This window comes from Nocardioides sp. B129/18, assembly GCF_055282735.1.
On record NZ_JBUZJI010000012.1, the window covers coordinates 19,864 to 43,448 of the forward strand.

Consider the following 23,585-nt stretch of genomic DNA (forward strand, 5'->3'; position numbering starts at 1 on the left):
CGCCAGAGAACCTGCGAGACACGTCAGACGGTCGGAGCCTCCCGGCGATAACCCCTCGCCCCGGGGCGCGGCGACCCCTAGCCTCACCCGGGTCCGCCCGCCCACGACCTGCTCGGAGGTCCCCCGTGCGCCCGCTCACCTATCTCGTCGCCTGCAGCCTCGACGGCCACATCGCCCGCAGCGACGGCGACTTCTCGGTCTTCCCCACCGACGGCGAGTCGGTGGCCGCGCACGTGCGCGACCACCCCGACACCATCCCGGCCTTCGCCCACGCCGCGCTGGGCATCGCGCCGACGGGCTCCGAGTTCGACACCGTCGTCATGGGCTGGAACACCTACGCCAGCGGCCTGGCCGTCACCCGCAGCCCCTACCCGCACCTGCGTCAGGTGGTGCTCTCGCGCAGCCGCACCGTCGAGGACGCCGCACCCGGCGTCGAGGTCACCGGCGAGGACCCGCTCGCACTGGTGCGGCGACTCAAGGAGGAGTCGCAGACCGGCGTGTGGCTGTGCGGCGGCGGGACGCTGGCCGGCGCGCTGCTGCCGGCGATCGACGAGCTCGTGCTCAAGGTCAACCCGGTGACGCTCGGCCGGGGCATCCCGCTCTTCGCGGACGCCGCCGACGACGCCGTCCGGTGGCGGCTGAAGTCCTCGGAGGCCTTCGCCGACGGCGTCGTGCGTCAGCGACTCGTCCGCGCCTGAGCCTGCGAGCAGACCGGACTAGCCTGGAGGACGTGCGCGTCGTCAGCCTGGTCCCCTCCATCACCGAGGCGCTGGCCGCGATGCCCGGCGTCGAGCTGGTCGGGGCCACCGACTGGTGCACCCACCCGGCCGACCTCGACGCCCGCGGCGTCACCCGCGTGCGCGGCACGAAGAACCCCGACGTCGCCGCGATCGTCGCGCTCGCCCCCGACCTGGTCGTGGCGAACAAGGAGGAGAACCGCGAGCTCGACGTGCGCCGCCTGCGCGAGCAGGGCGTGCGCGTCGAGGTCACCGACATCGCCACCGTGCCCGACGCGATCGCCGCCTACGAGCACCTCTGCGAGGTGCTGGAGGTCGACGAGCCGCGCTGGCTCGCCGCGGCTCGCGAGCGCTGGTGCGGTCCCCTGCCGGCGGTGACGGCTCGCGTCGCGGTGCCGATCTGGCGCGACCCGTGGATGGTCGTCGGCGGCGACACCTTCACCTCCGACCTGTGCCGACGGCTGGGCTGGGAGAACGTCTTCGCCGACGCCGACCGCTACCCGCGCGTCGAGGTCGCCGAGATCGAGGAGCGACGCCCCGACGTCGTGCTGCTGCCCGACGAGCCCTACGTCTTCACCGCCGACGACGGCCCGGAGGCGCTCGGCGTTCCGACGGCGCTGGTGAGCGGGCGGCTGCTCACCTGGTACGGGCCGTCCCTGCTCGAGGCGGCGTCGCTGGCCGATCAGGTCAGGGGAAGCTGGGATGTGGTCAGGGGAAGCTTCCCCTGACAACGTCCGGCTTCCCCGGATGTCCGGGGAAACTGCCCCTCGCCCAGCGCCTACGCCCGCACCCACACGTCGGTGCTGCGGGTGCGCCCACGGAGCACGACGGCGTCGGCCTCGGCACGCCAGGCTCCCCAGTGGACGCGTTCGGCGTCGTCGGCCAGGGCGAGGGTCTCGCCGGCGGCGGCGATGCCGCCGGGCGCCTGCTTGGCCAGCTCGGTGAGGCGGGCGGCGGCGTTCACGGCGTCGCCGATCACGGTGTACTCCAGGCGGCTGCTGGTGCCGACGTTGCCGGCCACGGTGGCGCCGGTGAAGACGCCGATGCCGGCCTCGACGCCGGGCTGCTCAGCGGCGAGCCGATCGGCCATCGCGCGGGCGGCGCCCAGCGCCGCGGTGGCGTGGCCGGGCAGGTCGACGGGCGCACCGAAGATCGCGAGGACGGCGTCGCCGAGGAACTTGTTGACGATGCCGCCGCGGCGGTCGATCTCCTCCACGACGACGCCGAAGAAGCCGTTGAGCAGCTCGACGACCTCGGCGGGGTCGCGGTCGGCGGCCAGCGTCGTGGAGCCGACGAGGTCGACGAAGAGCACGCTGACCTCGCGGGTCTCCCCACCCAGCCGCACCTCGGACGCCGCGGCGGCGCGGGCGACCTCGTGGCCGACGTGGCGACCGAACAGGTCGCGCAGTCGCTCCCGCTCGCGCAGGCCGGCGGTCATCCGGTTGAAGCCGGCCTGCAGGAGCCCCAGCTCGGTGGCGTCGTAGACGGCGAGGCTCGGCTCGAGATCGCCCCGCTCGACGCGCAGCAGCGCGCGGCGCACCGAGTCGACCGGTCCGACGACGGCGCGCGCGTTGAGGATCGTCACCAGCAGCCCGAAGAGCAGCACGATGCCGCCGAGCACGAGCACCTCGACGGCCAGCCGCGTGGTGCTGACCTCCTCGCCGGAGAGCACGAGGATCGAGGTGATGACCAGGCCGACGATCGGAGCGCCGGTGCCCAGCAGCCAGAACGTCACCATCCGGCCGCCGACGCCGAGGCCGCGCGGACGCCGCCGCACGTCGTCGTCGCGCAGCGCGAGGGCCGAGATGGGCCGCAGGACGAACTCGGTCAGCAGGTAGGCCACCGCGCAGACGACGAGCGCGGCCAGGCCGACGGTGGCGGCGGAGGTGATCATCCGGTCCGGCTGCAGCAGCCCCGCGAGTCCGGTGAACAGGACGACGGCGGCGAACCACAGCCCTCCCTGCATGAGGGTCAGCCGCAGCGGCACCTCCAGGGCGCGACGGCGCTCCTCGGGGTCGGGGGTCTCTCCGCGCTGCACCCAGCGCAGCGTCCGCAGCGACTCGCGGGTGCCGACGACGACGCCCACGACCACCGCCAGGGCGACGTAGACGGGGATCGCGATCGCCAGCGCCAGCTGCATGCCGTCGACGGCCTGCTCGGCGGGCAGCACCCACGCGGTGAGGGCGACGACGATCAGCGCGCCGATGACGTGCGTGGCCACGAGGATGACGGTGAGCAGGCTCTGCACCCGCACCCGCAGCATCCGGGGCGACTGGCCGGCCGGGCCGAGCAGGAAGGATCCGAAGGGCTGCTCGCGCACCGCGTGCTCCTCCCGCTCGTCGTGCCGCGCGACCGGTTCGCGCCGTGCCGCAGTGTGTCATCCGCCGACGAGCCTCGCGGTCCTCCTGCGCGATCCGATCGATCGCCGTACCGTTGCAGTCCATGGGGAACGAGGAGGGCGGGCCCCGGGAGGACGGCTCGGACACCGAGCTCTTCGACCGCTGGCTCCAGCATCGCGAGCGCACCGCCGACGACGTCGAGCGGCCGCGCACCTTCGGCGTGCCCCGACTCGGGACGCTCCCGCGTCCGGACTCCCCCGTCGCTCCTGCCGACGCCTCGGGCGGCACTCCCGCCGAGGCCGGGGACGCCTCCCGCTCGCTGGCCGCGCGCCTCGCCCGCGCCACGCCGGCCGCGGCTCCTGCGCCGGCCCCCACCGCGTCCGAGCCCGCCCCCGCCCCCGCTGAGTGGGAGCCGGTGCTCATGCCGTCCGCGCGCAAGCGCGCCGAGGAGGCCGAGCGCGGACGACGCCGTGGCCGCCGGCGCGCCGAGCCCGAGGTCGCCGTCGAGCCCGAGGTCGCCGTCGAGCCCGAGCGCGAGTCCGAGCCCGCCGTCGAACCCGAGCCCAAGGCGATCGTCGCACCGACGGCCGTCGAGCCCGCGCCCGTCGTCGAGCCCGAGCCCGCACCGGTCGCCGAGCCCGCACCGGTGGTCGAGCCCGTCGAGACCCCCGCACCGTCCCGCCGCGCCTCCCGCGCGCGCCGTCAGCCCGCCCAGCCCACGCCCGTCGCCGAGCCCGCACCGGTCGCCGAGCCCGCACCGGTCGCCGAGCCCGCACCGGTCGTCGAGCCCGCACCGGTCGTCGAGCCCGTCGAGACCCCCGCACCATCGCGCCGGCGCCCCCGTCCGACTCCGGCTCCCGCACCGGCGGCCGCACCCGTCCCGCGCCGCGCCTGGGAGGGCATCGCGCCGCCCGTCAGCGACGACCCGCCGCCGGCGATCGACTTCGCGCCCCGCACCGGCGCCCGGCGCGTCGCCTCGATCGCCCTGCTGATCTCCCTGGCGGCGACGCTCGCGGCCGGCGCGTACGCCTACGTCGACGGCACGGACGCCAGCGCGCTCGTCACGCTCGTGCTCGCACTGGTCACCGGCGTGGTGTGGGCCGTGCGGGCCGCGTCGCCGGTGGCGCGCCTGAGCCTGCACGGCGGACGCCTGGAGGTGCAGAGCGCACGGGGTCGTCACGTCTTCGAGGTGGCCAGCGCCTACACCGAGATCGAGTCGATCGGCGATCCGGCGAGCCGACGGTGGCGGCTGCTGTTCCACCGCCGCGGCATCGCGCCGTTCGAGATCGACCGCTCGATGGTCGACCCCGAGCAGCTGCTCACCGCGCTGCGGTACTACCGCCCCGAGCTCTGAGCCGACGCCGCCAGCGGCGTCAGGCGAGCTCGATCCAGTAGCGCCGCTTGTCGGCGCGGACGTCCTCGAGGACGCCGCCGTTGCGCTCGATGGTGCGCGCCGAGGCCACGTTGTCGTCGTCGCAGGTGATCAGGACGCGCTCGAGGCCGAGCCCGCGGGCGTGGTCGAGCGACAGCGCGAGCGCCCGGCTCGCGTGACCCTCCCGGCGTCGCGAGGGACGCACGGCGTAGCCGATGTGGCCGCCCTGCTCGAGCAGGAAGTCGTTGAGCTCGTGCCGCAGGGCGAGGTACCCGACGAACTCCTCGGAGCCGTCGGCCCCGTCGCGATCGACGATCCACAGGTAGGTGCAGAGCACGTGACCCTCCTGCTGCGCGGTGTGGACGGCGTCGAGCAGGGACGGCAGGAGCCGCTCGAGGGCGGCACGGGACAGGTCGCCGGTGTCCATCGTCCACAGCCCGGATCCGTCCATGCCGGCCGGATCGCCGAACTCCTCGACGGCAGCGGCCCAGGAGGCGTGGAGGCGGAGGTCGGGTCGGACGAGTGCGGTGGCCATGCGGCATCCGAACACAGCGCAGGGGCGACGTCCCACCGGTTTTCGCAGCCGGCCGCTGGCCGCACTTGGCACGCGAGCTGTCTGCTTGGCACGCGACATTTCGCGTGCCAACCAGACAATTACCCGGCTGACCGGGTCATTGCCGGATAGAACCTGTTCTACTCTCGCCCCATGCGCCGCTACGCCCCCGAAGACCTCACACCCGAGCAGATCGCGGAGGAGCGGGCGCTGTACGGGCCCTTCACCGACGCGGTGCGCGACCTGGTGGACGCGACGATCCGGACGCTGGCCGACGCCGAGGACGTGCGGGCGGCGCAGGCGGAGGTGGAGGCGATCACCGCGCGGCTGCGGGCGCGACAGCTCGATGGGGCGTACGGGGTGCGGATGGACGCCGAGGGCAACGGGCGGGCGTGGGGCAACAGCGTCGTCGGACTGCGCAACCCGCTCGCGCCGCCGTTGGCCGTCCACCAGGACCCCACCGGACGGGCATGGGCCGACTTCCACCTCGGCGCCGCCTACGAGGGGCCGCCGACGCTGGTGCACGGCGGCGTCTCGGCGCTGATCCTCGACCAGATGCTCGGGCAGGCCGCGGGCGCCGGCGGACGGCCGGGGATGACCGCCACCCTCACGCTCACCTACCGCCAGGGGACGCCGCTGGGCGACCTGCGGGCCGAGGCGTGGATCGAGCGCAGCGAGGGCATCAAGACCTGGGCCCGGGGGCACCTCATCGGACCCGACGGCGTCACGGTGGAGGCCGAGGGCCTGTTCATCCTGCCGAAGTGGGCACGCCCCGGGGTGGCGGCCGCCGAGGCCGCGAACCCCGGGGCGCGCCCGTCGTTCTTCGAGTGACCCTCAGAGCAGGGGTCAGACCCGCTCGGAGACCTTCACGCCGCGCTGGTGGGAGTCGGTGAGGCGGGCCTCCTCGGCGGCCTGCGCCTCGAGCTCCTCGCGACGCTCGGACTCGCGGGCGGTGTCGTACTCGCCGGGCGCGGAGACGAGGTCGGACGCGCCGCCCTCGAGCCGGGCCAGCGCGTTGCGGCCGAAGATCTGCTGCTCGGTGGCGGTGCGCTCGGAGCGACCCCGGCCCAGGAAGCTGATCGCCCAGTGCAGGAGCGCCGTGACGCGGTTCTTGAAGCCGGTGATGTAGACGAGGTGCACGCCGAGCCACATCAGCCACGCGACGGTGCCGGTGAGCCGGACGCTGCCGACCATCGCGACCGCGCGGAAGCGGCTGATGATGGCCATCGAGCCCTTGTCGAAGTACTTGAACGGACCCTGGGCCGGCTTGCCCTTGAGGCGGCCGTCGATCTCCTTGGCGGCGTACTTGGCGCCCTGGATGGCGACCTGCGCGACGCCGGGGAGGTTGTCGAGGGCGATCATGTCGCCGACGACGAAGACCTCGGGGTGGCCCGGCAGCGTGAGGTCGGGGTTGACGCCGATGCGGCCGGCGCGGTCGAGCGGCGCGCCGCTCTGCTCGGCGAGCTGGCGGCCCAGCGGGCTGGCCTGCACGCCGGCGGCCCAGATCTTGGTGACGGCCTCGATGCGCTCGGTGCGTCCGTCCTTGTGCTTCATGTCCAGGCCACGCTCGTCGAGGTTGGTGACCATGGCGTTGAGGACCACCTCGACGCCGAGCTTCTCCAGCTCCTTCTTCGCCTTCGCGCCGAGCTTGGCGCCGAAGGGCGGGAGGACCTGCGGGGCGGCGTCGACGAGGACGACGCGGGCGCGCTCGGTGTTGATCTGCCGGAAGTCGCGGCGCAGGGTGCGGTGAGCGAGCTCGGCGATCTGGCCGGCCATCTCGACGCCGGTGGGGCCGGCGCCGACGACGACGAAGGTGAGCAGGTGGTCGACGTCCTCGCCGCGGTTCGCACCGATCTCGGCGAGCTCGAAGGCGCCGAAGATGCGTCCGCGCAGCTCGAGGGCGTCGTCGATGTTCTTCATGCCGGGGGCGTACTCGGCGAAGTGGTCGTTGCCGAAGTAGGACTGGCCCGCGCCGGCGGCGACGATCAGGGAGTCGTAGGGGGTGACGGTCTCGCGACCGAGCACGTGGGAGGTGACCTCCTGGCGCTCGAGGTCGATGTGGCGCACCTCGCCGAGCAGCACCTTCGCGTTCTCCTGGCGGCTGAGCACCTCACGCGTCGGCGGGGCGATCTCGCCCTCGGAGAGGATGCCCGTGGCCACCTGGTAGAGCAGCGGCTGGAACAGGTGGTGCGTCGTCTTCGCGATCATCGTGATCTCGACGTCGGAGCGGCGCAGGGCCTTGGTGCCGAAGAGGCCGCCGAACCCGGAGCCGATCACGACCACGCGGTGCTTCTGAGTGGTCATCGAGTACCGAACCTTCCCTCGGGACGCCTTGAGGCCGGGGGACGTCCCTACGCGGATCCTGCCAGGCTCGACAGGGGAGGATGGCCTCGTTCGTCATTGTCGCGCCTGGCCTTCTTCAGGTCCTAACGCCCCCTCCCCCCGGTCGCATGCCTGTCGTCCACGTCACACCCCGCCGACGCCGACGCCGGAGGGCGTCGGCACGCGTGGCTCGACGCCCCCACGACCCCCGTCGATCACGGATCCCCTCCTCTCGGGGGAGGCCGAAGGTCACATTGCTGCGCCGCGGGCCGGTGGGAACGTTCCAATCGTCGCCGAAACGCTGTGCGGCGACGCGCTCGGACTGCAAAATCTTCAACGACCCGGGTTTTGGGTGCCAGTGGCCCGGGAAAGCCACGACATAGTCACCAAAGACACCTGCCTAGGCAGGCGGGCCGCTCGGAGCCCGGTCGCACCAGCAGACCCGCAGCAGACCCGCAGCAGACCCGCAGCAGACCCGCAGCAGACCCGCAGCAGCCCCACCCACGTCCCCCCGCCCGACCTCATCCTCTCGGCCCGAATCGATGGAGTACCGCCCGTGCCGCTGAACCGGCCAGCCCTCGCGCTGGACGCCGGCCCGCGGGGCGTCCAGGACGCCCGGCGGTGGGTGGTCGACACCTGCCGGGCGATCGGACGCGAGGACCTCGTCGAGTGCGCCGAGCTCGGCGTCTCCGAGCTCGTCACCAACGCGCTGCTCCACGGCCGCGCCCCGATCCAGGTGCGCGTGCGCGGCACCCGGGAGCACCCGCGCGTGGAGATCCGCGACGCCTCGCAGGAGCCGCCGGCCCTGCCGCGTCCCGAGCCCGAGGACGACGACCTCCTGCTCACCTTCGGCCGCGGCCTGGCGATCGTCGCCCGCTGCGCCGACGCCTGGGGCGCCGACGTCGACGCCGACGGCAAGGTCGTCTGGTTCGTCCCCGCGGCGGAGATCCAGGACGGCGACGGCGCCGAGGGCGTCATCACCGGCGTCGAGGAGGCGCTCCACGAGCCGCCGCTCGACCCCGTCTCGGTGCGCCTGGAGGGCGTCCCGCTCGCCCTGCTGCAGGGCCTCACCCACCACTTCGACGAGCTGCGCCGCGAGGTGCGGCTCCTCTCGCTGGCCGCCCGCTCGGTCTACCCCGTCGCCGAGGACCTCGCCGAGGTCTTCCGCAACGTCGACGAGGAGGTGCGCTCCTCGGCGATGCGGCGCCAGTTCGAGTCGGCGATGAGCACCCACGCCGACGCCGTCGACCTCGACCTCGTCATCCCGCGTGGCCTCGTCGGCCCGATCGCACGGCTCATCGACCTGCTCGACCTCGCCGACGAGTTCTGCCGCCAGCAGCGGCTGCTCTCGCTCGCGCGCACGGCCGACCAGCGTCGCTTCCAGCAGTGGTACCTCGGCGAGGTCGTGCGCCAGGCGCAGGGCGGCGCGCCGCAGCGCTGGACCGGCGGCGGCGCGGTCGCCGCCCACCGCAGCGCCGCCAGCTGACGTGGCCCGCTCCCCCGAGTCCGGCCTCGCGCCGCGGGTGGCCGTCGTCGCCCTGGGCGGCGCGATCGGCGCCGCGGGCCGCTGGGCCGCCACGCAGGCGTGGCCGGACGCGCCCACCGACTTCCCGTGGACGACCTTCGCCATCAACGTCTCCGGCAGCCTCGTGCTCGCCGCCCTCCCGGCGCTGGTGGTGCTGCTGGCCGCCCGCGCGCCCGAGCGCCGCCGCGAGCTGGCGACCCTCGCCCTCGGCCCCGGGCTCCTCGGCGGCTGGACGACGTTCTCCGCCTACTCCGAGCAGGCGCGCGCCCTCCTCGACGCCGGTCGTCCCGGCGTCGCGGGCGCCTACCTGGCCGGCACCCTGGCCGCCTGCCTGCTCGCGGTCGTCCTCGGCACCGCCGCGGGCGCCGCCCTCACCACGCGACGGGCCGAGGCGTGACCGCGCTGATGGTCGCGCTGGGCGCGGCGGTCGGCGCACCCCTGCGCTGGCTGATCGGACGTCGCCTCGACGCCGCCGACCGGCCCCTGGGGACGCTGGCGGTCAACGTCGCCGGCTCGTTCGTCCTCGGGCTGCTGGCCGGCCTCGCGATCGACGGCGACGCCCTGGCGCTCCTCGGCACCGGATTCTGCGGCGGCCTGACGACGTACTCGACCTTCGCGGTGCAGTCCCATGGCCTGCTCCGCCGGGCGCCGCTGCGGGGAGCGACCTACGTGCTGGGCACGATCGGCCTCGGGCTGGCGGCCTGCTGGCTGGGCTTCGTCCTCGGCGCCTGAGCCGCCGCGCCCTCCGAGAGCGGCCGGTCAGCCCCAGCCGAGGGCGTGCAGGCGCTCGTCGTCGATGCCGAAGTGGTGGGCCACCTCGTGGACGACGGTGATTCGCACCTCCTCGACCAGCTCCTCCTCCGAGGCGCACATCTCCAGGAGGGGTCCGCGGAAGATGAGGATCCGGTCGGGCAGCTCGGGCAGCCACGAGGAGTCCCGCTCGGTGAGGGCGACGCCGTCGTAGAGGCCGAGGAGATCCTGCGGCTCCTCGGGCGGCGGCCGCTCCTCCACCAGCAGGACGACGTTGCGCACCAGGCGGGCCAGCTCCTCGGGGATCGCGTCGAGCGCGTCGTCGACGAGGGCGTCGAAGCGGACGTCGTCGATCTCCAGGGGCACGCCGCCATGCTGCCAGGCGGCCCTGAGGAGAGGGCTCAAGAAGCAGATCAGCCCCGGACCTGGTGGTCCGGGGCTGATCGTCTGCGACCCCGACGGGACTCGAACCCGCGGCCTCCGCCGTGACAGGGCGGCGCGCTAACCAACTGCGCTACGGGGCCTTGCGAAGCGAGGGAACCATAGCCCAGGTCGGCGCCGGTTCCCAATTCCGCGTCACCGCGGCGCCTCGGGGCGCAGGACCTCGGGCAGGCGCTCGCCCTCACGCAGGTAGACGAGGTCGTCGAGGACGACCGCGGTGGTGGTCGGCACGTCCGCGATCTCGCCCACCCGCACTGGGGACGGGGCGCTCGCGGGCTGGCCGCCGATGTCAGCGCACCCGGGCACGGTGGCCCTCAGGGTGCGCCCGGTGACGGGAAGGTCGCGGCGCGCCTCGCCCGTCCCGACGTAGCGGTGGCCGTCGAGGTCGACGAGCGCCGCGCAGGAGGCCTCGGCGGGTGCGTCCTGACCTGCGAGGCCGCACCCGGACAGCACGACCGCGCACGAGGCGAGGGCAGAGGCCAGGGCAGAGGCGGGGGCCGTCGGCAGCGATCTCATGACGCTGCGACGGGCCAGGACCCGCGGCGGTTCCCGACGACGCCGGGATCGGCACCCCCAACCGGATTCGAACCGGCGCTACCGCCGTGAAAGGGCGGGGTCCTGGGCCGCTAGACGATGGGGGCCGGACTGCGGGGTCAGCATAGGTGCGCTGCGGAACAGGCGGCAAAGCGTCCGTCGGCCCGCGCCGACCCGGATTCGGAGGCCGCGGACCGCCTGCGCTATGGTGTGCCCGCTCGGGCAGGTAGCTCAGTTGGTACGAGCGTCCGCCTGAAAAGTGGAAGGTCGGCGGTTCGACCCCGCCCCTGCCCACGAGCACGCAGGGCTTCCACCTGCGACTCAGAAGGCCCCCGCCTCGGCGGGGGCCTTCGTCCTTCCCCCGCTGCTGGCCCTGCGTGGGCGCGGAGATGAGATCGTGGGCGCATGGAGGCGACCGCGGTCCTGAGCCGGCTGTGCGCCCTGCTCGACGCCCACCGCTGGGACGAGCTCGGCGACCTGCTGGACGAGGACTTCGCGTGCCGCTACGTCCACACCGGCGAGTCCTTCGACCGCGACGGCTGGGTGCGGCTCAACGCCACCTACCCGGACTTCGACGGCCTGACCGTCCACGACCTCGTCGGCGCCGGCGACCGTGCGGCGGCGCGCTGCCACGTCACCGCCGGGGACGGCGACGGCCGGACGCACTTCGAGGTGGCCACCTTCGTCCGCACCCGTGCTGGACGTGTCGTGGAGATGACCGAGGTCTGGACCGACGTCGTCCAGACCCCGCCTCCACATCGAGAGCGCGACGCCGCCGCCCCTGCGGAGGGGTGACGTGCGCCCCTGGGCGGGCGGGTAGGAGGCGGTGGGCCCGAGCGACGGGCCCGGAGAGGAGCGCGTCATGCCCAGCAAGCCCAGCCGAGCCGGGAGGTCCAGCCAGCAGGGCCCCGGCCCGTCGGTGAAGGACGAGGAGACCTACGAGGCGCTGCGACGCGAGGGCGCCAGCAAGGAGAAGGCCGCGCGGATCGCCAACGCCTCGGCGCGCGAGGGCCGTTCGACGGTGGGCCGACGCGGCGGTCGCGCGGGCGACTACGAGGAGTGGACCGTCGAGGACCTGCGCCGCCGGGCCGCCGAGATCGGCGTCGAGGGTCGTTCCTCGATGCGCAAGGCCGAGCTGATCGACGCCCTGCGCACGCACTAGCCCCCGAGCGCTAGCTCCCGAGCACTAGCCCCCGACCCGGCCCGGGGTCGTCGGCAGCAGCGCCGGCACGCTGAGCCGCAGCGTGGCGCCCGGAGGACCGGCGACGACGGCCAGGTCGCCGCCGTGCGCTCGGGCGATCTCGCGGGAGAGGTGCAGGCCCAGCCCGAGGCCGGGACGGGCCGAGCCGAGCCGCTCGAAGGGCTCGAAGATCCGCTCACGGTCCTCGGGCGCCACCCCCGGGCCCGCGTCGACGACGTCGAGGTGGCCGAGGCCATCGGTGCCGCCGACGCGTACCGTGAGCGGGGCGTCGGGGCCGGCGAACTTGCAGGCGTTGGTGAGCAGGTTCTCCGCGACCTGGCCGAGCCGGAAGGCGTCCCCGAGCACCACGACGTCGGCCGCGACCTCCCAGACCACCTCGGCGCGGGGCGGCTGCGCCAGTCCGGCGAGGGCCTCGCGCGCGACCTGCGCGAGCGACACCGGCTCGGTGACGAGATTCAGCTGACCGCGGCCGATGCGGTTGGCGTCGCCCATGGCGCCGACCAGCCGCTCCATGCGTGTGGCACCCGCACGGAGGCGCTGCAGCACCGGCGTCAGGCGGGCGGCGGCCGGCGGGAGCATCTCCAGCGCGAGGTCGGCGGCCAGCACCTGGGCGGCCAGCGGGTTGCGCAGCTCGTGGGCGTAGAGGGACACCAGGTCGATGGCGTCGTCCCCGGGCCGGGAGGGCCAGCCCGACCCGTCCGGCCCCTGCTCGGCGGACGCGCGCACGCCGGCGCTGCGGTCGCGCAGTGGGAACAGGTCGTCGACCAGCGCCGCGAGCCGGCCGATCGCGCCGCCCTTCTCGACGTAGGCGTCCGCTCCGCACCGCAGCGCCGGGGCCGCGGCGTCCTTGCGGGCGTACCCGGAGAGGACGACGATGCGCGTACGCGGACAGGCCGCGCGGATCGCGACGATCGACTCCAGGCCGCCGAGCCGCGGCATCGAGAGGTCGACGACGACCAGCTCGGGCTGCAGTCGGGCCGCTGTCTCGACCGCCTCGACGCCGTCGTCGACCTCCGCGACGACCTCGACGCCGGGCAGCGCGCCGAAGATCGCGCGGATCTGCGAGCGCACCGTGCGGGTGTCGTCGGCCAGCAGGGCGCGGATGACGCCGCGCCAGGGAGCCGGGACGGGGCGCTCGGGGAGCGGGCGCGCCGGACTCGGGGGCGGCGCGACGGCGCCGCCGGCCCGCTCGACCAGACGCCGGGTGAGGGCGATGGCGGCGTCGAGGGCCTCGCCGACCTCGGCGCGGCTCTCGCGCTGGTGGGCGTAGGCGGCGGTGGCGAGCACCTGCAGCATCTCGTCGTGGAGGTCACGCACCAGGGCGGCGTCGTCGACGCGGGCCGGGCGGGGCTCGCTCTCGCGCAGCCAGACCAGGAGGTGGTCGTCGAGGTCGGGCACCACGCCCACCCAGGCGCGCACCGCCACGTCGGCCTCGCCCCGACGCACCACCGCGGGGAAGCCGGCCGCCTCGTCGCCGGTGCGCGCGATCTCGCGGCAGCGCGCCTCGAAGCGGGCGCGGTAGTCGGCGTGCAGCAGGTCGCCCACCGGGGTGGCCACCAGGTCCGTCGCCGCGCACCACAGCAGGCGCGCCGCCCGCGGCCCCGCATGCACGATCCGCAGGTCGGCGTCGAGGAGCAGGCCCGCGTCGGGCGAGACGTCCACCATGTGCTGCAGGGTCGCGGCCGGGGCGAGGGCGAGCTCTCGAGCGATCACCCCGACCCCATCGGCCGGGCGGTCCCGCCCCTGAGCGGCCGGGACGGCGCGGGGTGGCGCTGCACGTCCGCCTCGGGGGAGGATGGGCGGATCGGCGCACGACCGCGCGTCGACTCTCGGGAAGGAACCACGCATGTCCCCTCGGACCCTGCGTGCACGGCGGAGCTCCGCCGTCGCGCTCGCCCTCGCCGCCGGCCTCAGCGCTGCCGCGTTCGCCTCCACCGGCGCCGTCGCCAGCCCCGCGCACGGCCCCGGCCACGGCCCGGCCCAGCCGCCCGCCGGCCCGGTCAGCACCCCGGTGCCGATCGCGACGCCCGACGGCGTCGTCTCCAGCTACCTGCTCAACGCCGCGCACGCCAGCCGTGGCCAGACCTGGCTGCTCGAGCGCGCCGTGCGCCGCGCCGGCGGCGACGTCGTGCAGGCCTGGCCCGAGATCGGCGTGGTCGTCGCGCACAGCGAGAACGGCGACTTCCGCGCCGACGTCCGCCGCGTGGCCGGCCGCACCCTCGGCTCGGTCGGCGCCACCCGCACCGTGCCGGTCGTCGAGAGCACCGCCGCCGCCCGCTCCTCGCGCTCCGCCGAGCGGGTCGCGCGCCCCGGACGCGCCGAGCGCACCACCCCGACGCCGGACCCGCGCGAGTCCGAGCAGTGGGACCTGCAGATGATCAAGGCCGACCGCGCCCACCAGGTCACCGACGGCTCGCGCCGCGTGGTCGTCGGCGTGCTCGACAGCGGCATCGACGCCGACCACCCCGACCTCGCGGCCAACATCGACGTCCGCGACTCCGTCAACTGCACCGACGCCGGCCGTCCCGACACCTCGCCCACCGGCTGGCAGCCCACCACCAGCGACCACGGCACCCACGTGGCCGGCACGATCGCGGCCGCCCGCAACGGCGTCGGCATCGTCGGGGTCGCGCCGGGCGTGCGCCTGGCCTCGGTGAAGGTCGTCGACGACGGCGGCTTCATCTACCCCGAGTACGCCGTCTGCGGCTTCGTCTGGGCCGCCACCCACGGCATGGACGTCACCAACAACAGCTACTACGTCGACCCCTTCCAGTTCTACTGCGAGGACCAGCCCGACCAGCTCGCCGCCAAGGAGGCCGTGCGCCGCGCCGTCGCGTTCGCCACGCGCCGGGGCGTCGTCAGCGCGGCGGCGGCCGGCAACTCCGCCTACGACCTGGCGAACAAGACCACCGACGACTCCAGCCCCGACGACTCCACGCCGATCGAGCGCACCCTCAACCAGGGCTGCCAGGACATCCCCACCGAGCTGCCCGGCGTCGTCACGGTGTCCTCGGTCGAGCGGTTCCCCGCCGACACCCTGAGCAGCCGGCTCTCGTCGTTCAGCAACCGCGGCCTCGGCATCATCGACGTCGCCGCTCCGGGCTCGCGGATCCTCTCCACCGTGGTGGCCGACAACGGCTACGGCCTGAAGTCCGGCACCTCGATGGCCACCCCGCACGTCGCGGGCGTCCTGGCCCTGATGGCCTCGCGGCACCCGAGCTGGAGCCCGGCGCGGATGCTGGCCGAGCTCAAGCGCGAGGCCGACCCGCACGCCTGCGACGCCGCCCTCGCGGGCGCGCCCTGCGTGGGCACCACCGAGGACAACAGCTACTACGGCGCGGGCCTCGTGGACGCCCTCGACGCGGTGCGCTGACGCCCCACCGCCTGCAGCTCCCCGCCTGCGGCGGATCCGGTCGACGCCGGGCGATGAGTCCATCGCCCGGCGTCGGTCTGCTCTGAGACCATCGACCCCCGTCACGCATCCCAGGAGCCCGCCATGCGCACCCTCATCGTCACCGCCTTCATGTCCCTCGACGGCGTCATGGACTCCCCCGGCGGGGAGGCCGGCTACCGCAACAGCGGATGGACGTTCAACGCCGTCGAGCACGACGACGCCGTGTACGAGCTCAAGGGTCGCGAGCAGGAGGAGGCCGAGGCGATGCTGCTCGGCCGCGTCAGCTACGAGGCCTTCGCGCCGGTCTGGCCGACGATGACCGACGTCTTCCCGCGCTACAACCAGATGCCGCGCTACGTCGTCTCCACCACCCTCGAGCACGACGACGAGCGCTGGCCGGCCACCATCCTGCGCTCGGTCGACGACGTCGCGGCGCTCAAGGAGACCGAGGGCGGCCCGATCATCGTCCAGGGCAGCGCGACGCTCGGCGCCGCGCTCGCCGACGCCGGACTCGTCGACCGCTACCACCTGCTCGTCTTCCCGGTGCTGCTCGGCGCCGGCAAGCGGCTGTTCAGCACCGCCGACAAGGACGCCGAGCGCCTGAGCGTCGTGGAGTCGCAGAACCACGGCAACGGCGTCACCCAGCTCGTGCTCGACGTCGTGCGCTGAGCGCGCGGCGCCCCGGCGGTCCGTCACCCGCGGGCCACCCGGGCGCCACCGCCCGGTCATCGGGCTGGCGCAGGTTCGCCCCCATGACCACTCGACTGCGACGCGCCGGGCTCGCCGCCCTCGCGCTCACCGCCCTGACCCTCCCGACGCCGGCCCTCGCCGGCCAGCACGCCGCGAGCCACCCCCGTCACCACGGCTCCACCGACACCATCGCCGTGATCGGCGACGTCCCGTACTCCGCCGCCCAGACCGCGGAGCTGCCGGGCTGGCTGCGCCTCATCGATGCCGCCCGCCCCACCGTCACCGTGCACGTCGGCGACATCAAGACCGGCTCCTCGCCGTGCACCGACGCCCAGCTCGTGCAGGTGCACGACATCCTCGACGCCTCCCGCACGCCGCTGGTCTACTCGCCGGGCGACAACGAGTGGACCGACTGCCACCGCCCGGCCGCCGGCGGCCACGACCCCCTCCAGCGGCTGCAGCGCGTCCGCGAGGTCTTCTTCCCCCAGCCCGGCCGCACCCTCGGCACCCGGTCCGCGCGCGTGGACTCCCAGGCCCACCGGGGCCTGCCGGAGAACGTCCGGTGGAGCCTGCCGGGCCTCGAGCTCGCCGCGCTCCACGTCGTCGGCTCCGACGACGACCTCGCGCCGTGGACCGGCACCACCGGCCCCACGGCCGCGCAGACCGCCGAGCAGGCCGCCCGCTCGCGCGGCTCCCAGGCGCTCGTCGACGAGGCCTTCGACCGCGCCGAGCGACGCCGCGGCTCCGCGGTCGTGCTGTTCTGCCAGGCCGACATGTTCGCCCCGGAGGCCGACCCGGGCGCGGCTCGCGCCTTCGGCCCGCTGGTGCGCCGCATCGCCGCCCGGGCCGCGGACTTCGACGGCGCGGTCTACCTCGTCAACGGCGACACCCACGTGTTCGCCGCCGACCACCCGCTCATCGAGCAGCGCTTCCTCGACCTCTACGGCGCCGACGCCGCGCCGAACCTGACGCGGATCACCGTGCAGGGCGCGGAGACCGCGGCGGAGTACCTCGCGCTGGACCCGCAGCGTCGGCACGGCCGCACGACGCTGACCTGGACGCGGGTGCCGCTGCCCACGTCCTGAGCCGGGCCCGGACGCACCGCACCCTCCCGGAGGCTGCTCCGGGAGGGTGCGGGTGCGGGGGGATCCTCAGCAGTGGCTGGGGGAGCCGGGTGCGCGGACCGCCGGGCGAGGGACGGCGATCCCGCCCGGCGGCCCGCCCCGGACCGCGCAGGGGCGCTCGGTCCAGGTCAGGGCTGGTCGACCTGACGGTCGGGCACCTCGGCCCGGTCGTCGACTCAGTAGTTGGTGAACAGCAGGCGGTTCGGCGAGCCGTTGGCGCCGGTGACCACGCCGGTGGTGGCGTTGGAGGTCAGGGCGCTGGCGACGGTGGCCGGGCTGGCCGAGGGGTTGCCCTGCAGGTAGAGCGCCGCGACGCCCGCGACGTGCGGGGAGGCCATCGAGGTGCCGGAGATGGTGTTGGTGGCGGTGGTGCTGCCGATCCAGGCCGAGGTGATGTTCTGGCCGGGGGCGAAGATGTCGACGCAGGAGCCGTAGTTGGAGAACGAGGCGCGGGCGTCGGTGGAGGTCGTGGCGCCCACGGTGATGGCCGAGGCGGCGCGCGCCGGCGAGGTGGTGCAGGCGTCGGCGTTCTCGTTGCCCGCGGCGACGACGACGGTGACGCCGGCGCTGGTCATGCGGGCGACCGCGGCGTCGGTGGCGGAGTCCGCGCCGCCGCCGAGGCTCATGTTCGCGACGGCCGGCTTGATCGCGTTCTGCGCGACCCAGTCCATGCCGGCGATGACGCCGGAGTTGCTGCCCGAGCCGTCGCAGCCCAGCACGCGGACCGGCACGAGGGTGACGGCCTTGGCGACGCCGTAGGTCGAGCCGCCGACGGTGCCGGCGACGTGGGTGCCGTGACCGTTGCAGTCGGTGGTGCCGTTGCCGTCGTTGACGGCGGTGGCGCCCGCGGCGACCCGGCCGCCGAACTGGGTGTTCGCGGCGTAGATGCCGGTGTCGATGATGTAGGCGTGCACGCCGGAGCCGGTGCGGGTGTAGGTGTAGCTCTTCGACAGCGGCAGGCTGCGCTGGTCGATGCGGTCCAGGCCCCAGGTCGGGTTGCTCTGGGTGGCGGAGATCGAGACCTTGGAGTCCTGCTGGACGAAGGCGACGTCGGGGTCCTGGCGGACCTTGGCCAGCTGCGCGGAGGTGAGGGTGGCCGCGTAGCCGCCGATCGAGGCGTAGACGTGGGCGACCTTGCCGCCGGTGCCGGCGACCGCGGCCGCGGCCTCGGAGCGGGCCTCGGGGGCGGCGTCCTTGTTGAGCACCACGATGTAGCGCGAGGCGATGGCGCGCTTGGCGGTGACCAGCGGCGCGCGCTGGCCCTCGGCCCGGACGGGCGCGGCGGCGGTCTGCGCGGCGGGCGCGACCTTCTCCTGGGCCGGGGCGGCCTGGGCGTTGGCGCCCGGGGCGGCGAGCGCGCCGAGGCCGGCGACGGCGGCGAGCGCGGTGGTGGCGGTGGCCAGCTTCTTCATGGACGTCTACCTCCGAAGGGCCGGGTCACGGCCCCGTGGTGGGCACCCTCCCGGGAGGGAAGGAGTCAACGGGCGATCCGTCGTCCCGGAACCGTCGCCCCGTGGGTGCCGCCGCGGCAACGCCTCCCGCGCTGCACGTTGGTGCACCGCACGAACCTGCACGACGGGCACTCCATGCGCACGAGCCCCCTGCTCCGGAGAGCAGGGGGCTCGTGATCCGACGTGGACCGGCCGACGGGCCGGCGGTGGGTCAGCTCTCCAGGTCGATCGGGAGCAGCACGCGGTGGATCGCGTGGGCGATCTGACGGTTGCCCTTGTTGATGTCCAGCGCCGAGGTGATCGCGCGCGGGTTGGGGACCTGCGGGTCCTTGTCGAAGAGCACGATGTCGCCGGCGCTCAGCGCGACCCTCCAGGTGCCGCCCTGGGCGGTCTTGACGTCGGTGCCCTTCTTGGCCAGGGACACGACCACCGGGGAGTCGAGCGTCGCGCCCGGCACCACGTGGTAGAGCAGCACCTGCTCGAGCGTGTCGACGTCGACGGCCTTGAGGATCGACTTGACGGCGTCCTGCTCGGTCCTCGGCGTGGGGCCGCCCAGGGTCTGGACGAGACGCTCGAAGGCGGCGTCGGTGGGCGCGAAGAGCGTCAGGGCGTTGCGGCCCTTGGTCAGCAGCGCGACGGGGCTGTCGGGCTTGCGGGCCAGCACCTTGCGCACCATCGCGTCGAGGATGTCGAAGTCGGCCGCGTCGCGGTCGAAGCCCTTGCCGTCGGAGGCGAGGACGTAGGCGAGGCTGCGGGTGCCCAGCGCCTTGGCGGCGGGCGCCTTCGCGGCGGTGGTGGCCTTCGCAGCGGGGGCGGCCTGGGGGGTGGCGGTGGCCGGCGACGCCAGGGTTCCGGCGGCGACGACGGCGGCGGCGGCGAGGCCTCCGGCCAGGGCGCGGCGCGTACGACGAACGATCATCGGTGAGTCTCCCTCTCTCACAGGCGCCCGCCCGATGCGGGCGCCGATGTCGACTGCTCTTCGGTCCCGACCCGCGGACCGGTCGGCCACCCACCCCGAAGAAGAGGGATCGGCCGTCTGGACCGCACTCCGGGAAGGCCTTGCCACAGCGCCACCGAGCGGCTGTCATCGAGGCATGACCCCCTCCCCCCGGCCGGTCCGCCGACTCGTGCCCGCCCTCGCGCTGACGGCGCTGACGGCGCTGCTGGGCGGCCTCGTCCCGCTCGCGACCGGATCCGCCGCTCCGGCGACCGCAGCCACCGCCGCCGCCCCGGCGCCCTTCGACCTGCAGGCCCATCGCGGCGGGCGCGGCCTGACGGTCGAGAACACGCTGCCGGCCTTCGACAAGGCCCTGCGGCTGGGGGTCACGACCCTCGAGCTCGACACCGCGATCACCGCCGACGGGCACGCCGTGGTCAGCCACAACTACGCGGTCACCAGCCCCTACTGCGTCGACACGGGTCCGGTGACGCCCGGCGACCCGGAGTACCCCCACGTCGGCAAGAGGATCCACGACCTCACCCTCGACCAGGTGCGCACGCTCGACTGCGGGTCGCAGGCGATCGTCGCCGGACAGGAGACGGCGCCCGGCACCCGCATGCCGACCCTGGCGGAGGTGCTCTGGCTGGTGCGGGCCTACCGTGCGCCCACGCGGCTGAACATCGAGACCAAGGTCTTCGCCGACTCGCCGAGCATCACCGCGACGCCGCAGCAGTTCGTCGACGCCCTGCTCGGCGACGTCGCCGCCGCCGGACTCACCGACCAGGTCAGCATCGAGAGCTTCGACTGGCGCACGCTGCGGCTGGTGCAGCGGCAGGCACCCGCCGTCGAGACCGTGGCCCTGACCGACCCGCTCTACCAGCAGGTCGGCCAGCCGGGCGCCAGCCCGTGGATGGCCGGCCTCGACATCGACTCCTACGGCGGTGACGTCGCCGCCGCGGCCGCGGCCCTGGGCGCCGACGCCCTCTCGCCGCCGGCCGCCGTCCCCGCCCCCGGAGGCGGCACTCGGCCCTACGTCACCTCGGCGCTGCTCGACAGCGCCCATGGCCGCGGCCTGACCGTGATCCCCTACACCGTCAACGACCCCGCGCAGATGCGCGCGCTGATCGACCTGGGCGTCGACGGTCTCATCACCGACGTCCCCGACCGCCTGCGCACCGTGCTGGCCCAGGCCGGGCGGCCCCTCCCCGCACCGGTGGCGGTGCCCCCGCAGGCGACGCCCGTGGCCCGGGCCACCGCCGACGACGACCACCTGCGCGCGCGGCCGGTCGCCGACGCCTACCTGCAGGGCGCCACCAGCCTCGACGTCGACGTCTGGCTGGTCGACGGCGAGCCCCGGGTCGGTGCGACGGCCGCCCAGGCCACCGCCGGCCGCGACCTCGAGAGCGTGTACCTCGCTCCCCTGGAGGCGCTGGCGCGGATGAACCGCGGGGCGATCCTGCCGGGGCAGACCCGGCCCTTCCAGCTCGTCCTCGACGTGCGCTCGGAGGCCCGCACCACCTACGCCGCCCTCCACGCCGTGCTGCGCCGCCACCCGCAGCTGCTGACGTCCTGGGCGAACAGCAGCCCCGCGACCTCCACCAACGCCACCGCGACGCCCCGCGCGGTGAGCGTGGTCATCAGCGGCAACCGGGACCTGGCGACCATGCGCACCCAGACCCTGCGCTACGCCAGCCACGACCTGCGACCCGGCGAGGCGACGCTCGGGCTCTCCGCGGCGATCGCGCCGCTGGTGAGCGCCGACTTCACCACGCTCACCACCTGGCGCGGCGAGACCGCGATCCCCGCCGCCCTGCGCTCGAAGCTCAAGGCCTTCGTCGACCAGGCCCACCAGCAGGGCCGCCGGGTGCGCTTCTTCCACACCCCCGACGCCCCCGGCCCCGAGCGTGAGCGGGTCTGGCGCGCGCTGGTGGAGATCGGGGTCGACCACATCGGCGCCTCCGACGTCGCGGGGCTGCGCGCCGTGCTGACGTCCTGAGCGCCCGCCCCGACGGATCGGGTGAGCGGGAAGGTCCCGGCGGGGTCGGCTGTTGTGCGCAGATGGCCGGTCCGCCTCGGATCGGTCGCGCGGCCCGCCCCCACCGGGGCCCGTCCCGGCCGCGCACCTCACGCCACGAGTAGAGGAGCAGTTCCCGTGCGAGCAGTCGTCTTCGACCGGTTCGGCAGCGCCGACGTCCTGGAGGTCCGCGAGGTCCCCGACCCGCCCGTCGGCCCGGACACCGTGCTGGTGCGCGTGCGCGCCACCAGCGTCAACCCCGTCGACTGGAAGATCCGCGAGGGCTACCTGCAGGGTGCGCTCCCGCACCACCTGCCGATCATCCCGGGCTGGGATGTCGCCGGCGTCGTCGAGGCCGTCGGCCCGGCCAGCAGCTCGGGTCTGAAGGTGGGCGACGAGGTCTGGGGCTACGTGCGCCGTGACGACGTCGCCTTCGGCACGTCCGCCGAGCTGGTCCCCGCGCCCGATCGCACCCTGGCCCGCAAGCCCGCGAGCCTGTCGTTCACCGAGGCCGCCTCCGTGCCGCTGGCCGGCCTCACGGCCTGGCAGGCCATCGACGAGGCCCTGCAGGTGCGCGAGGGCGAGCGGCTGCTCGTCCACGCCGCCGCCGGCGGCGTCGGACAGTTCGCGGTGCAGATCGCGGCGGCCCGCGGCGCGGTCGTCGTCGCGACGGCCCGCGAGGTCAACCACGAGCACCTGCGCTCCCTGGGCGCCAGCGAGCTCATCGACTACACCGCCGGCCCGATCAGCGAGCAGCTGAGCGCGAAGGTCGACGCCGTGCTCGACCTCATCGGCGGCGAGGCCCTCGAGGACGCCCCGAACCAGGTGCACGACCCCTCCCGCATCGCCTCGATCGTCGACGGCGACACCGCCGCCGGCTTCGGCGGCCACTACGTCTTCGTGCGCCCCGACGCCGCGGGCCTCGACGCCCTCGCCGAGCTCGCCGACAGCGGCCGGCTGCGCGTCGACGTCGCCGCCACCTACCCGCTGGAGCAGCTGGCCGAGGCGCACCGCGCGTCCGAGACCGGCCGCACCCGCGGCAAGATCGCCATCACCGTGGGCGAGGGCGACGCGTGAGCGCTGCAGGCCTCGGCGACGCCCTGGTCCTCCCGCACGGCCCCGCGTGGCGCAACCGGGTGGCCCTCGCGCCGCTGACCAACACCCAGAGCCACGCCGACGGCACGCTCTCCCGCGACGAGCACGAGTGGCTCCTCGCCCGGGGGCGCGGCGGCTTCGGGCTCACCCTCAGCGCCGCCTCGCACGTCTCCCGCGCCGGGCAGGCGTGGGCCGGCCAGCTCGGCAGCAGCGACGACGTCCACCTGCCGGGGCTCGCCGACCTCGCCTCCGACCTGCGCGCCACCGGCACCGTCTCGTCGGTGCAGCTGCACCACGGCGGCCTGCGGGCCGACCCCGACGTCACGGGCGTGCCGAACGTCGCGCCGTGGGCCGACCCCGCCAAGCGGGCCGAGGAGCTCACCACCGAGCAGGTCGAGCAGGTCGTCGCCGACTTCGTCGCCGGCGCGGTGCGGGCCGAGAAGGCCGGCTTCGACGGCGTCGAGGTGCACGGCGCGCACGGCTACCTGCTCTGCCAGTTCCTCGACGCCCGCAGCAACCACCGCACGGACCGCTACGGCGGCTCGCTGGAGAACCGCACGCGCGTCTTCCACGAGGTGCTGGAGGGCATCCGCGGCGCCACCGGCCCGGACTTCCAGCTGGGCATCCGCCTGACGCCGGAGGGCAACGGCATCACGCTGCCCGAGGGCCGTGAGGTCGCCCGCGACCTGCTCGCGACCGGCCTGATCGACTACCTCGACATGTCGCTGTGGGACGTCTACGCGCGGCCGCGCGGCGAGGGTCACGAGGGCCTGCTGATCGAGCACTTCGTCGACCTGCCGCGTCACGGCGCGGCCCTCGGCGTCGCCGGCAAGGTGCGCACCGCCGCTGACGCCCGCTGGGCGCTGGAGCAGGGCGCAGACTTCGTCAGCGTCGGGATCGGCGCGATCCTGCACCACGACTGGGCCGCTCGCGCCGTCGCCGACCCGGGCTTCGAGCCGCGGCCGCAGCCGGTGACCCGCGAGGAGCTGATCGCGGAGTCGGTGAGCCCGCGCTTCGTCGACTACCTCGCCGCCGGCTGGGACGGCCTCGTCGCCTGAGCCGGCAGGCGCCGGCATCGAACGCGCGAGACCCCCGCATCTCTC

The 23,585-nt window shown here is 74.8% G+C and carries 23 protein-coding genes and 3 tRNA genes; 16 read left to right on the top strand and 10 right to left on the bottom strand.

Annotated elements, in window-relative coordinates; genetic code table 11:
- Positions 1 to 125: 125 nt before the first annotated feature.
- Together ACZDWJ_RS10560 and ACZDWJ_RS10565 are read left to right on the top strand one after the other, a co-directional pair.
- The gene (locus ACZDWJ_RS10560; RefSeq protein ID WP_463520915.1) at positions 126 to 698 is read left to right on the top strand and encodes a dihydrofolate reductase family protein; all 573 of its coding nucleotides are present in this window, start codon (positions 126 to 128) and stop codon (positions 696 to 698) included.
- Between the two features lie 32 nt (positions 699 to 730).
- Complete coding sequence (locus ACZDWJ_RS10565; protein ID WP_463520916.1) at positions 731 to 1,465, top strand: helical backbone metal receptor; 735 nt, start codon at positions 731 to 733, stop codon at positions 1,463 to 1,465.
- A gap of 50 nt (positions 1,466 to 1,515) precedes the next feature.
- Here ACZDWJ_RS10565 and ACZDWJ_RS10570 read toward each other — a convergent pair whose 3' ends face one another.
- On the bottom strand, positions 1,516 to 3,057 hold the full coding sequence (locus tag ACZDWJ_RS10570; RefSeq protein ID WP_463520917.1) for an adenylate/guanylate cyclase domain-containing protein: 1,542 nt from the start codon (positions 3,055 to 3,057) through the stop codon (positions 1,516 to 1,518).
- 122 nt (positions 3,058 to 3,179) lie between these two features.
- Here ACZDWJ_RS10570 and ACZDWJ_RS10575 point away from each other — a divergent pair, with 122 nt between their 5' ends.
- The gene (locus ACZDWJ_RS10575) at positions 3,180 to 4,430 is read left to right on the top strand and encodes a hypothetical protein (RefSeq protein ID WP_463520918.1); all 1,251 of its coding nucleotides are present in this window, start codon (positions 3,180 to 3,182) and stop codon (positions 4,428 to 4,430) included.
- Positions 4,431 to 4,449: 19 nt separating this feature from the next.
- On the opposite strand, the gene ACZDWJ_RS10580 is transcribed toward ACZDWJ_RS10575, so the two are convergent.
- Entirely contained in the window at positions 4,450 to 4,983 is a 534-nt protein-coding gene (locus ACZDWJ_RS10580; protein WP_463520919.1) for a GNAT family N-acetyltransferase, read from the bottom strand.
- A 171-nt stretch (positions 4,984 to 5,154) separates the two neighbouring features.
- On the opposite strand from ACZDWJ_RS10580, the gene ACZDWJ_RS10585 reads away from it, so the two are divergent.
- The gene (locus ACZDWJ_RS10585; protein WP_463520920.1) at positions 5,155 to 5,832 is read left to right on the top strand and encodes a PaaI family thioesterase; all 678 of its coding nucleotides are present in this window, start codon (positions 5,155 to 5,157) and stop codon (positions 5,830 to 5,832) included.
- Between the two features lie 15 nt (positions 5,833 to 5,847).
- Here ACZDWJ_RS10585 and ACZDWJ_RS10590 read toward each other — a convergent pair whose 3' ends face one another.
- Positions 5,848 to 7,305, bottom strand: a complete 1,458-nt coding sequence (locus tag ACZDWJ_RS10590) for an NAD(P)/FAD-dependent oxidoreductase (protein ID WP_463520921.1) — start codon at positions 7,303 to 7,305, stop codon at positions 5,848 to 5,850.
- A 574-nt stretch (positions 7,306 to 7,879) separates the two neighbouring features.
- Between ACZDWJ_RS10590 and ACZDWJ_RS10595 the strand changes: the two genes are divergently transcribed.
- Genes ACZDWJ_RS10595 through crcB form a run of 3 tightly spaced genes read left to right on the top strand, consistent with a single transcriptional unit; the run spans position 7,880 to position 9,580 of the window.
- Complete coding sequence (locus ACZDWJ_RS10595) at positions 7,880 to 8,809, top strand: ATP-binding protein (RefSeq protein ID WP_463520922.1); 930 nt, start codon at positions 7,880 to 7,882, stop codon at positions 8,807 to 8,809.
- A 1-nt stretch (position 8,810) separates the two neighbouring features.
- Positions 8,811 to 9,245 (top strand): fluoride efflux transporter FluC, encoded by a 435-nt coding sequence (locus tag ACZDWJ_RS10600; protein ID WP_463520923.1) that lies wholly within the window; start codon positions 8,811 to 8,813, stop codon positions 9,243 to 9,245.
- Entirely contained in the window at positions 9,242 to 9,580 is a 339-nt protein-coding gene (gene crcB / locus ACZDWJ_RS10605) for a fluoride efflux transporter CrcB (RefSeq protein ID WP_463520924.1), read from the top strand. Before ACZDWJ_RS10600 ends, crcB begins: the two co-directional genes overlap by 4 nt.
- A gap of 27 nt (positions 9,581 to 9,607) precedes the next feature.
- On the opposite strand, the gene ACZDWJ_RS10610 is transcribed toward crcB, so the two are convergent.
- The 4 genes from ACZDWJ_RS10610 to ACZDWJ_RS10625 form a co-directional block, all read right to left on the bottom strand.
- A complete protein-coding gene (locus tag ACZDWJ_RS10610; RefSeq protein ID WP_463520925.1) occupies positions 9,608 to 9,964 on the bottom strand; it encodes a metallopeptidase family protein in 357 nt (118 codons plus the stop codon).
- Between the two features lie 84 nt (positions 9,965 to 10,048).
- Positions 10,049 to 10,122, bottom strand: a tRNA-Asp gene (locus ACZDWJ_RS10615).
- A 52-nt stretch (positions 10,123 to 10,174) separates the two neighbouring features.
- Positions 10,175 to 10,492, bottom strand: a complete 318-nt coding sequence (locus ACZDWJ_RS10620; RefSeq protein ID WP_463520926.1) for a hypothetical protein — start codon at positions 10,490 to 10,492, stop codon at positions 10,175 to 10,177.
- 115 nt (positions 10,493 to 10,607) lie between these two features.
- Positions 10,608 to 10,680, bottom strand: a tRNA-Glu gene (locus ACZDWJ_RS10625).
- A gap of 113 nt (positions 10,681 to 10,793) precedes the next feature.
- On the opposite strand from ACZDWJ_RS10625, the gene ACZDWJ_RS10630 reads away from it, so the two are divergent.
- From ACZDWJ_RS10630 to ACZDWJ_RS10640, 3 genes are all read left to right on the top strand, one after another.
- Positions 10,794 to 10,867: transfer RNA gene (locus tag ACZDWJ_RS10630), tRNA-Phe, on the top strand.
- Between the two features lie 111 nt (positions 10,868 to 10,978).
- Positions 10,979 to 11,368, top strand: a complete 390-nt coding sequence (locus ACZDWJ_RS10635; RefSeq protein ID WP_463520927.1) for a nuclear transport factor 2 family protein — start codon at positions 10,979 to 10,981, stop codon at positions 11,366 to 11,368.
- Positions 11,369 to 11,435: 67 nt separating this feature from the next.
- Positions 11,436 to 11,735: a DUF7218 family protein gene (locus tag ACZDWJ_RS10640; RefSeq protein ID WP_463520928.1), complete on the top strand. Its 300-nt coding sequence runs from the start codon at positions 11,436 to 11,438 to the stop codon at positions 11,733 to 11,735.
- 24 nt (positions 11,736 to 11,759) lie between these two features.
- Here ACZDWJ_RS10640 and ACZDWJ_RS10645 read toward each other — a convergent pair whose 3' ends face one another.
- Positions 11,760 to 13,487 (bottom strand): sensor histidine kinase, encoded by a 1,728-nt coding sequence (locus tag ACZDWJ_RS10645; RefSeq protein WP_463520929.1) that lies wholly within the window; start codon positions 13,485 to 13,487, stop codon positions 11,760 to 11,762.
- A gap of 133 nt (positions 13,488 to 13,620) precedes the next feature.
- On the opposite strand from ACZDWJ_RS10645, the gene ACZDWJ_RS10650 reads away from it, so the two are divergent.
- The 3 genes from ACZDWJ_RS10650 (at position 13,621) to ACZDWJ_RS10660 (ending at position 16,943) form a co-directional block, all read left to right on the top strand.
- Entirely contained in the window at positions 13,621 to 15,147 is a 1,527-nt protein-coding gene (locus tag ACZDWJ_RS10650) for a S8 family peptidase (RefSeq protein WP_463520930.1), read from the top strand.
- 123 nt (positions 15,148 to 15,270) lie between these two features.
- Positions 15,271 to 15,837, top strand: coding sequence for a dihydrofolate reductase family protein (locus ACZDWJ_RS10655; protein ID WP_463520931.1), 567 nt, complete (start codon positions 15,271 to 15,273; stop codon positions 15,835 to 15,837).
- Positions 15,838 to 15,920: 83 nt separating this feature from the next.
- The gene (locus tag ACZDWJ_RS10660) at positions 15,921 to 16,943 is read left to right on the top strand and encodes a hypothetical protein (protein WP_463520932.1); all 1,023 of its coding nucleotides are present in this window, start codon (positions 15,921 to 15,923) and stop codon (positions 16,941 to 16,943) included.
- 215 nt (positions 16,944 to 17,158) lie between these two features.
- Here ACZDWJ_RS10660 and ACZDWJ_RS10665 read toward each other — a convergent pair whose 3' ends face one another.
- Complete coding sequence (locus ACZDWJ_RS10665) at positions 17,159 to 18,394, bottom strand: S8 family peptidase (protein ID WP_463520933.1); 1,236 nt, start codon at positions 18,392 to 18,394, stop codon at positions 17,159 to 17,161.
- A 250-nt stretch (positions 18,395 to 18,644) separates the two neighbouring features.
- On the bottom strand, positions 18,645 to 19,352 hold the full coding sequence (locus ACZDWJ_RS10670; RefSeq protein ID WP_463520934.1) for a fasciclin domain-containing protein: 708 nt from the start codon (positions 19,350 to 19,352) through the stop codon (positions 18,645 to 18,647).
- A gap of 175 nt (positions 19,353 to 19,527) precedes the next feature.
- Between ACZDWJ_RS10670 and ACZDWJ_RS10675 the strand changes: the two genes are divergently transcribed.
- The 3 genes from ACZDWJ_RS10675 (at position 19,528) to ACZDWJ_RS10685 (ending at position 23,540) form a co-directional block, all read left to right on the top strand.
- A complete protein-coding gene (locus ACZDWJ_RS10675) occupies positions 19,528 to 21,369 on the top strand; it encodes a glycerophosphodiester phosphodiesterase family protein (protein WP_463520935.1) in 1,842 nt (613 codons plus the stop codon).
- Between the two features lie 156 nt (positions 21,370 to 21,525).
- A complete protein-coding gene (locus tag ACZDWJ_RS10680; protein WP_463520936.1) occupies positions 21,526 to 22,464 on the top strand; it encodes an NADP-dependent oxidoreductase in 939 nt (312 codons plus the stop codon).
- Entirely contained in the window at positions 22,461 to 23,540 is a 1,080-nt protein-coding gene (locus tag ACZDWJ_RS10685) for an NADH:flavin oxidoreductase (protein WP_463520937.1), read from the top strand. Before ACZDWJ_RS10680 ends, ACZDWJ_RS10685 begins: the two co-directional genes overlap by 4 nt.
- The last annotated feature ends 45 nt before the right edge of the window (positions 23,541 to 23,585 follow it).

Excerpts from the sequence above, each read along its gene's own strand:
- ACZDWJ_RS10590 (WP_463520921.1), bottom strand. The coding sequence starts at position 7,305 with ATGACCACTCAGAAGCACCGCGTGGTCGTGATCGGCTCCGGGTTCGGC.
- ACZDWJ_RS10660 (WP_463520932.1), top strand. The coding sequence starts at position 15,921 with ATGACCACTCGACTGCGACGCGCCGGGCTCGCCGCCCTCGCGCTCACC.
- ACZDWJ_RS10640 (WP_463520928.1), top strand. The coding sequence starts at position 11,436 with ATGCCCAGCAAGCCCAGCCGAGCCGGGAGGTCCAGCCAGCAGGGCCCC.
- ACZDWJ_RS10665 (WP_463520933.1), bottom strand. The coding sequence starts at position 18,394 with ATGAAGAAGCTGGCCACCGCCACCACCGCGCTCGCCGCCGTCGCCGGC.
- ACZDWJ_RS10635 (WP_463520927.1), top strand. The coding sequence starts at position 10,979 with ATGGAGGCGACCGCGGTCCTGAGCCGGCTGTGCGCCCTGCTCGACGCC.
- ACZDWJ_RS10670 (WP_463520934.1), bottom strand. The coding sequence starts at position 19,352 with ATGATCGTTCGTCGTACGCGCCGCGCCCTGGCCGGAGGCCTCGCCGCC.
- ACZDWJ_RS10655 (WP_463520931.1), top strand. The coding sequence starts at position 15,271 with ATGCGCACCCTCATCGTCACCGCCTTCATGTCCCTCGACGGCGTCATG.
- ACZDWJ_RS10675 (WP_463520935.1), top strand. The coding sequence starts at position 19,528 with ATGACCCCCTCCCCCCGGCCGGTCCGCCGACTCGTGCCCGCCCTCGCG.
- ACZDWJ_RS10585 (WP_463520920.1), top strand. The coding sequence starts at position 5,155 with ATGCGCCGCTACGCCCCCGAAGACCTCACACCCGAGCAGATCGCGGAG.
- ACZDWJ_RS10580 (WP_463520919.1), bottom strand. The coding sequence starts at position 4,983 with ATGGCCACCGCACTCGTCCGACCCGACCTCCGCCTCCACGCCTCCTGG.
- ACZDWJ_RS10650 (WP_463520930.1), top strand. The coding sequence starts at position 13,621 with ATGTCCCCTCGGACCCTGCGTGCACGGCGGAGCTCCGCCGTCGCGCTC.
- ACZDWJ_RS10575 (WP_463520918.1), top strand. The coding sequence starts at position 3,180 with ATGGGGAACGAGGAGGGCGGGCCCCGGGAGGACGGCTCGGACACCGAG.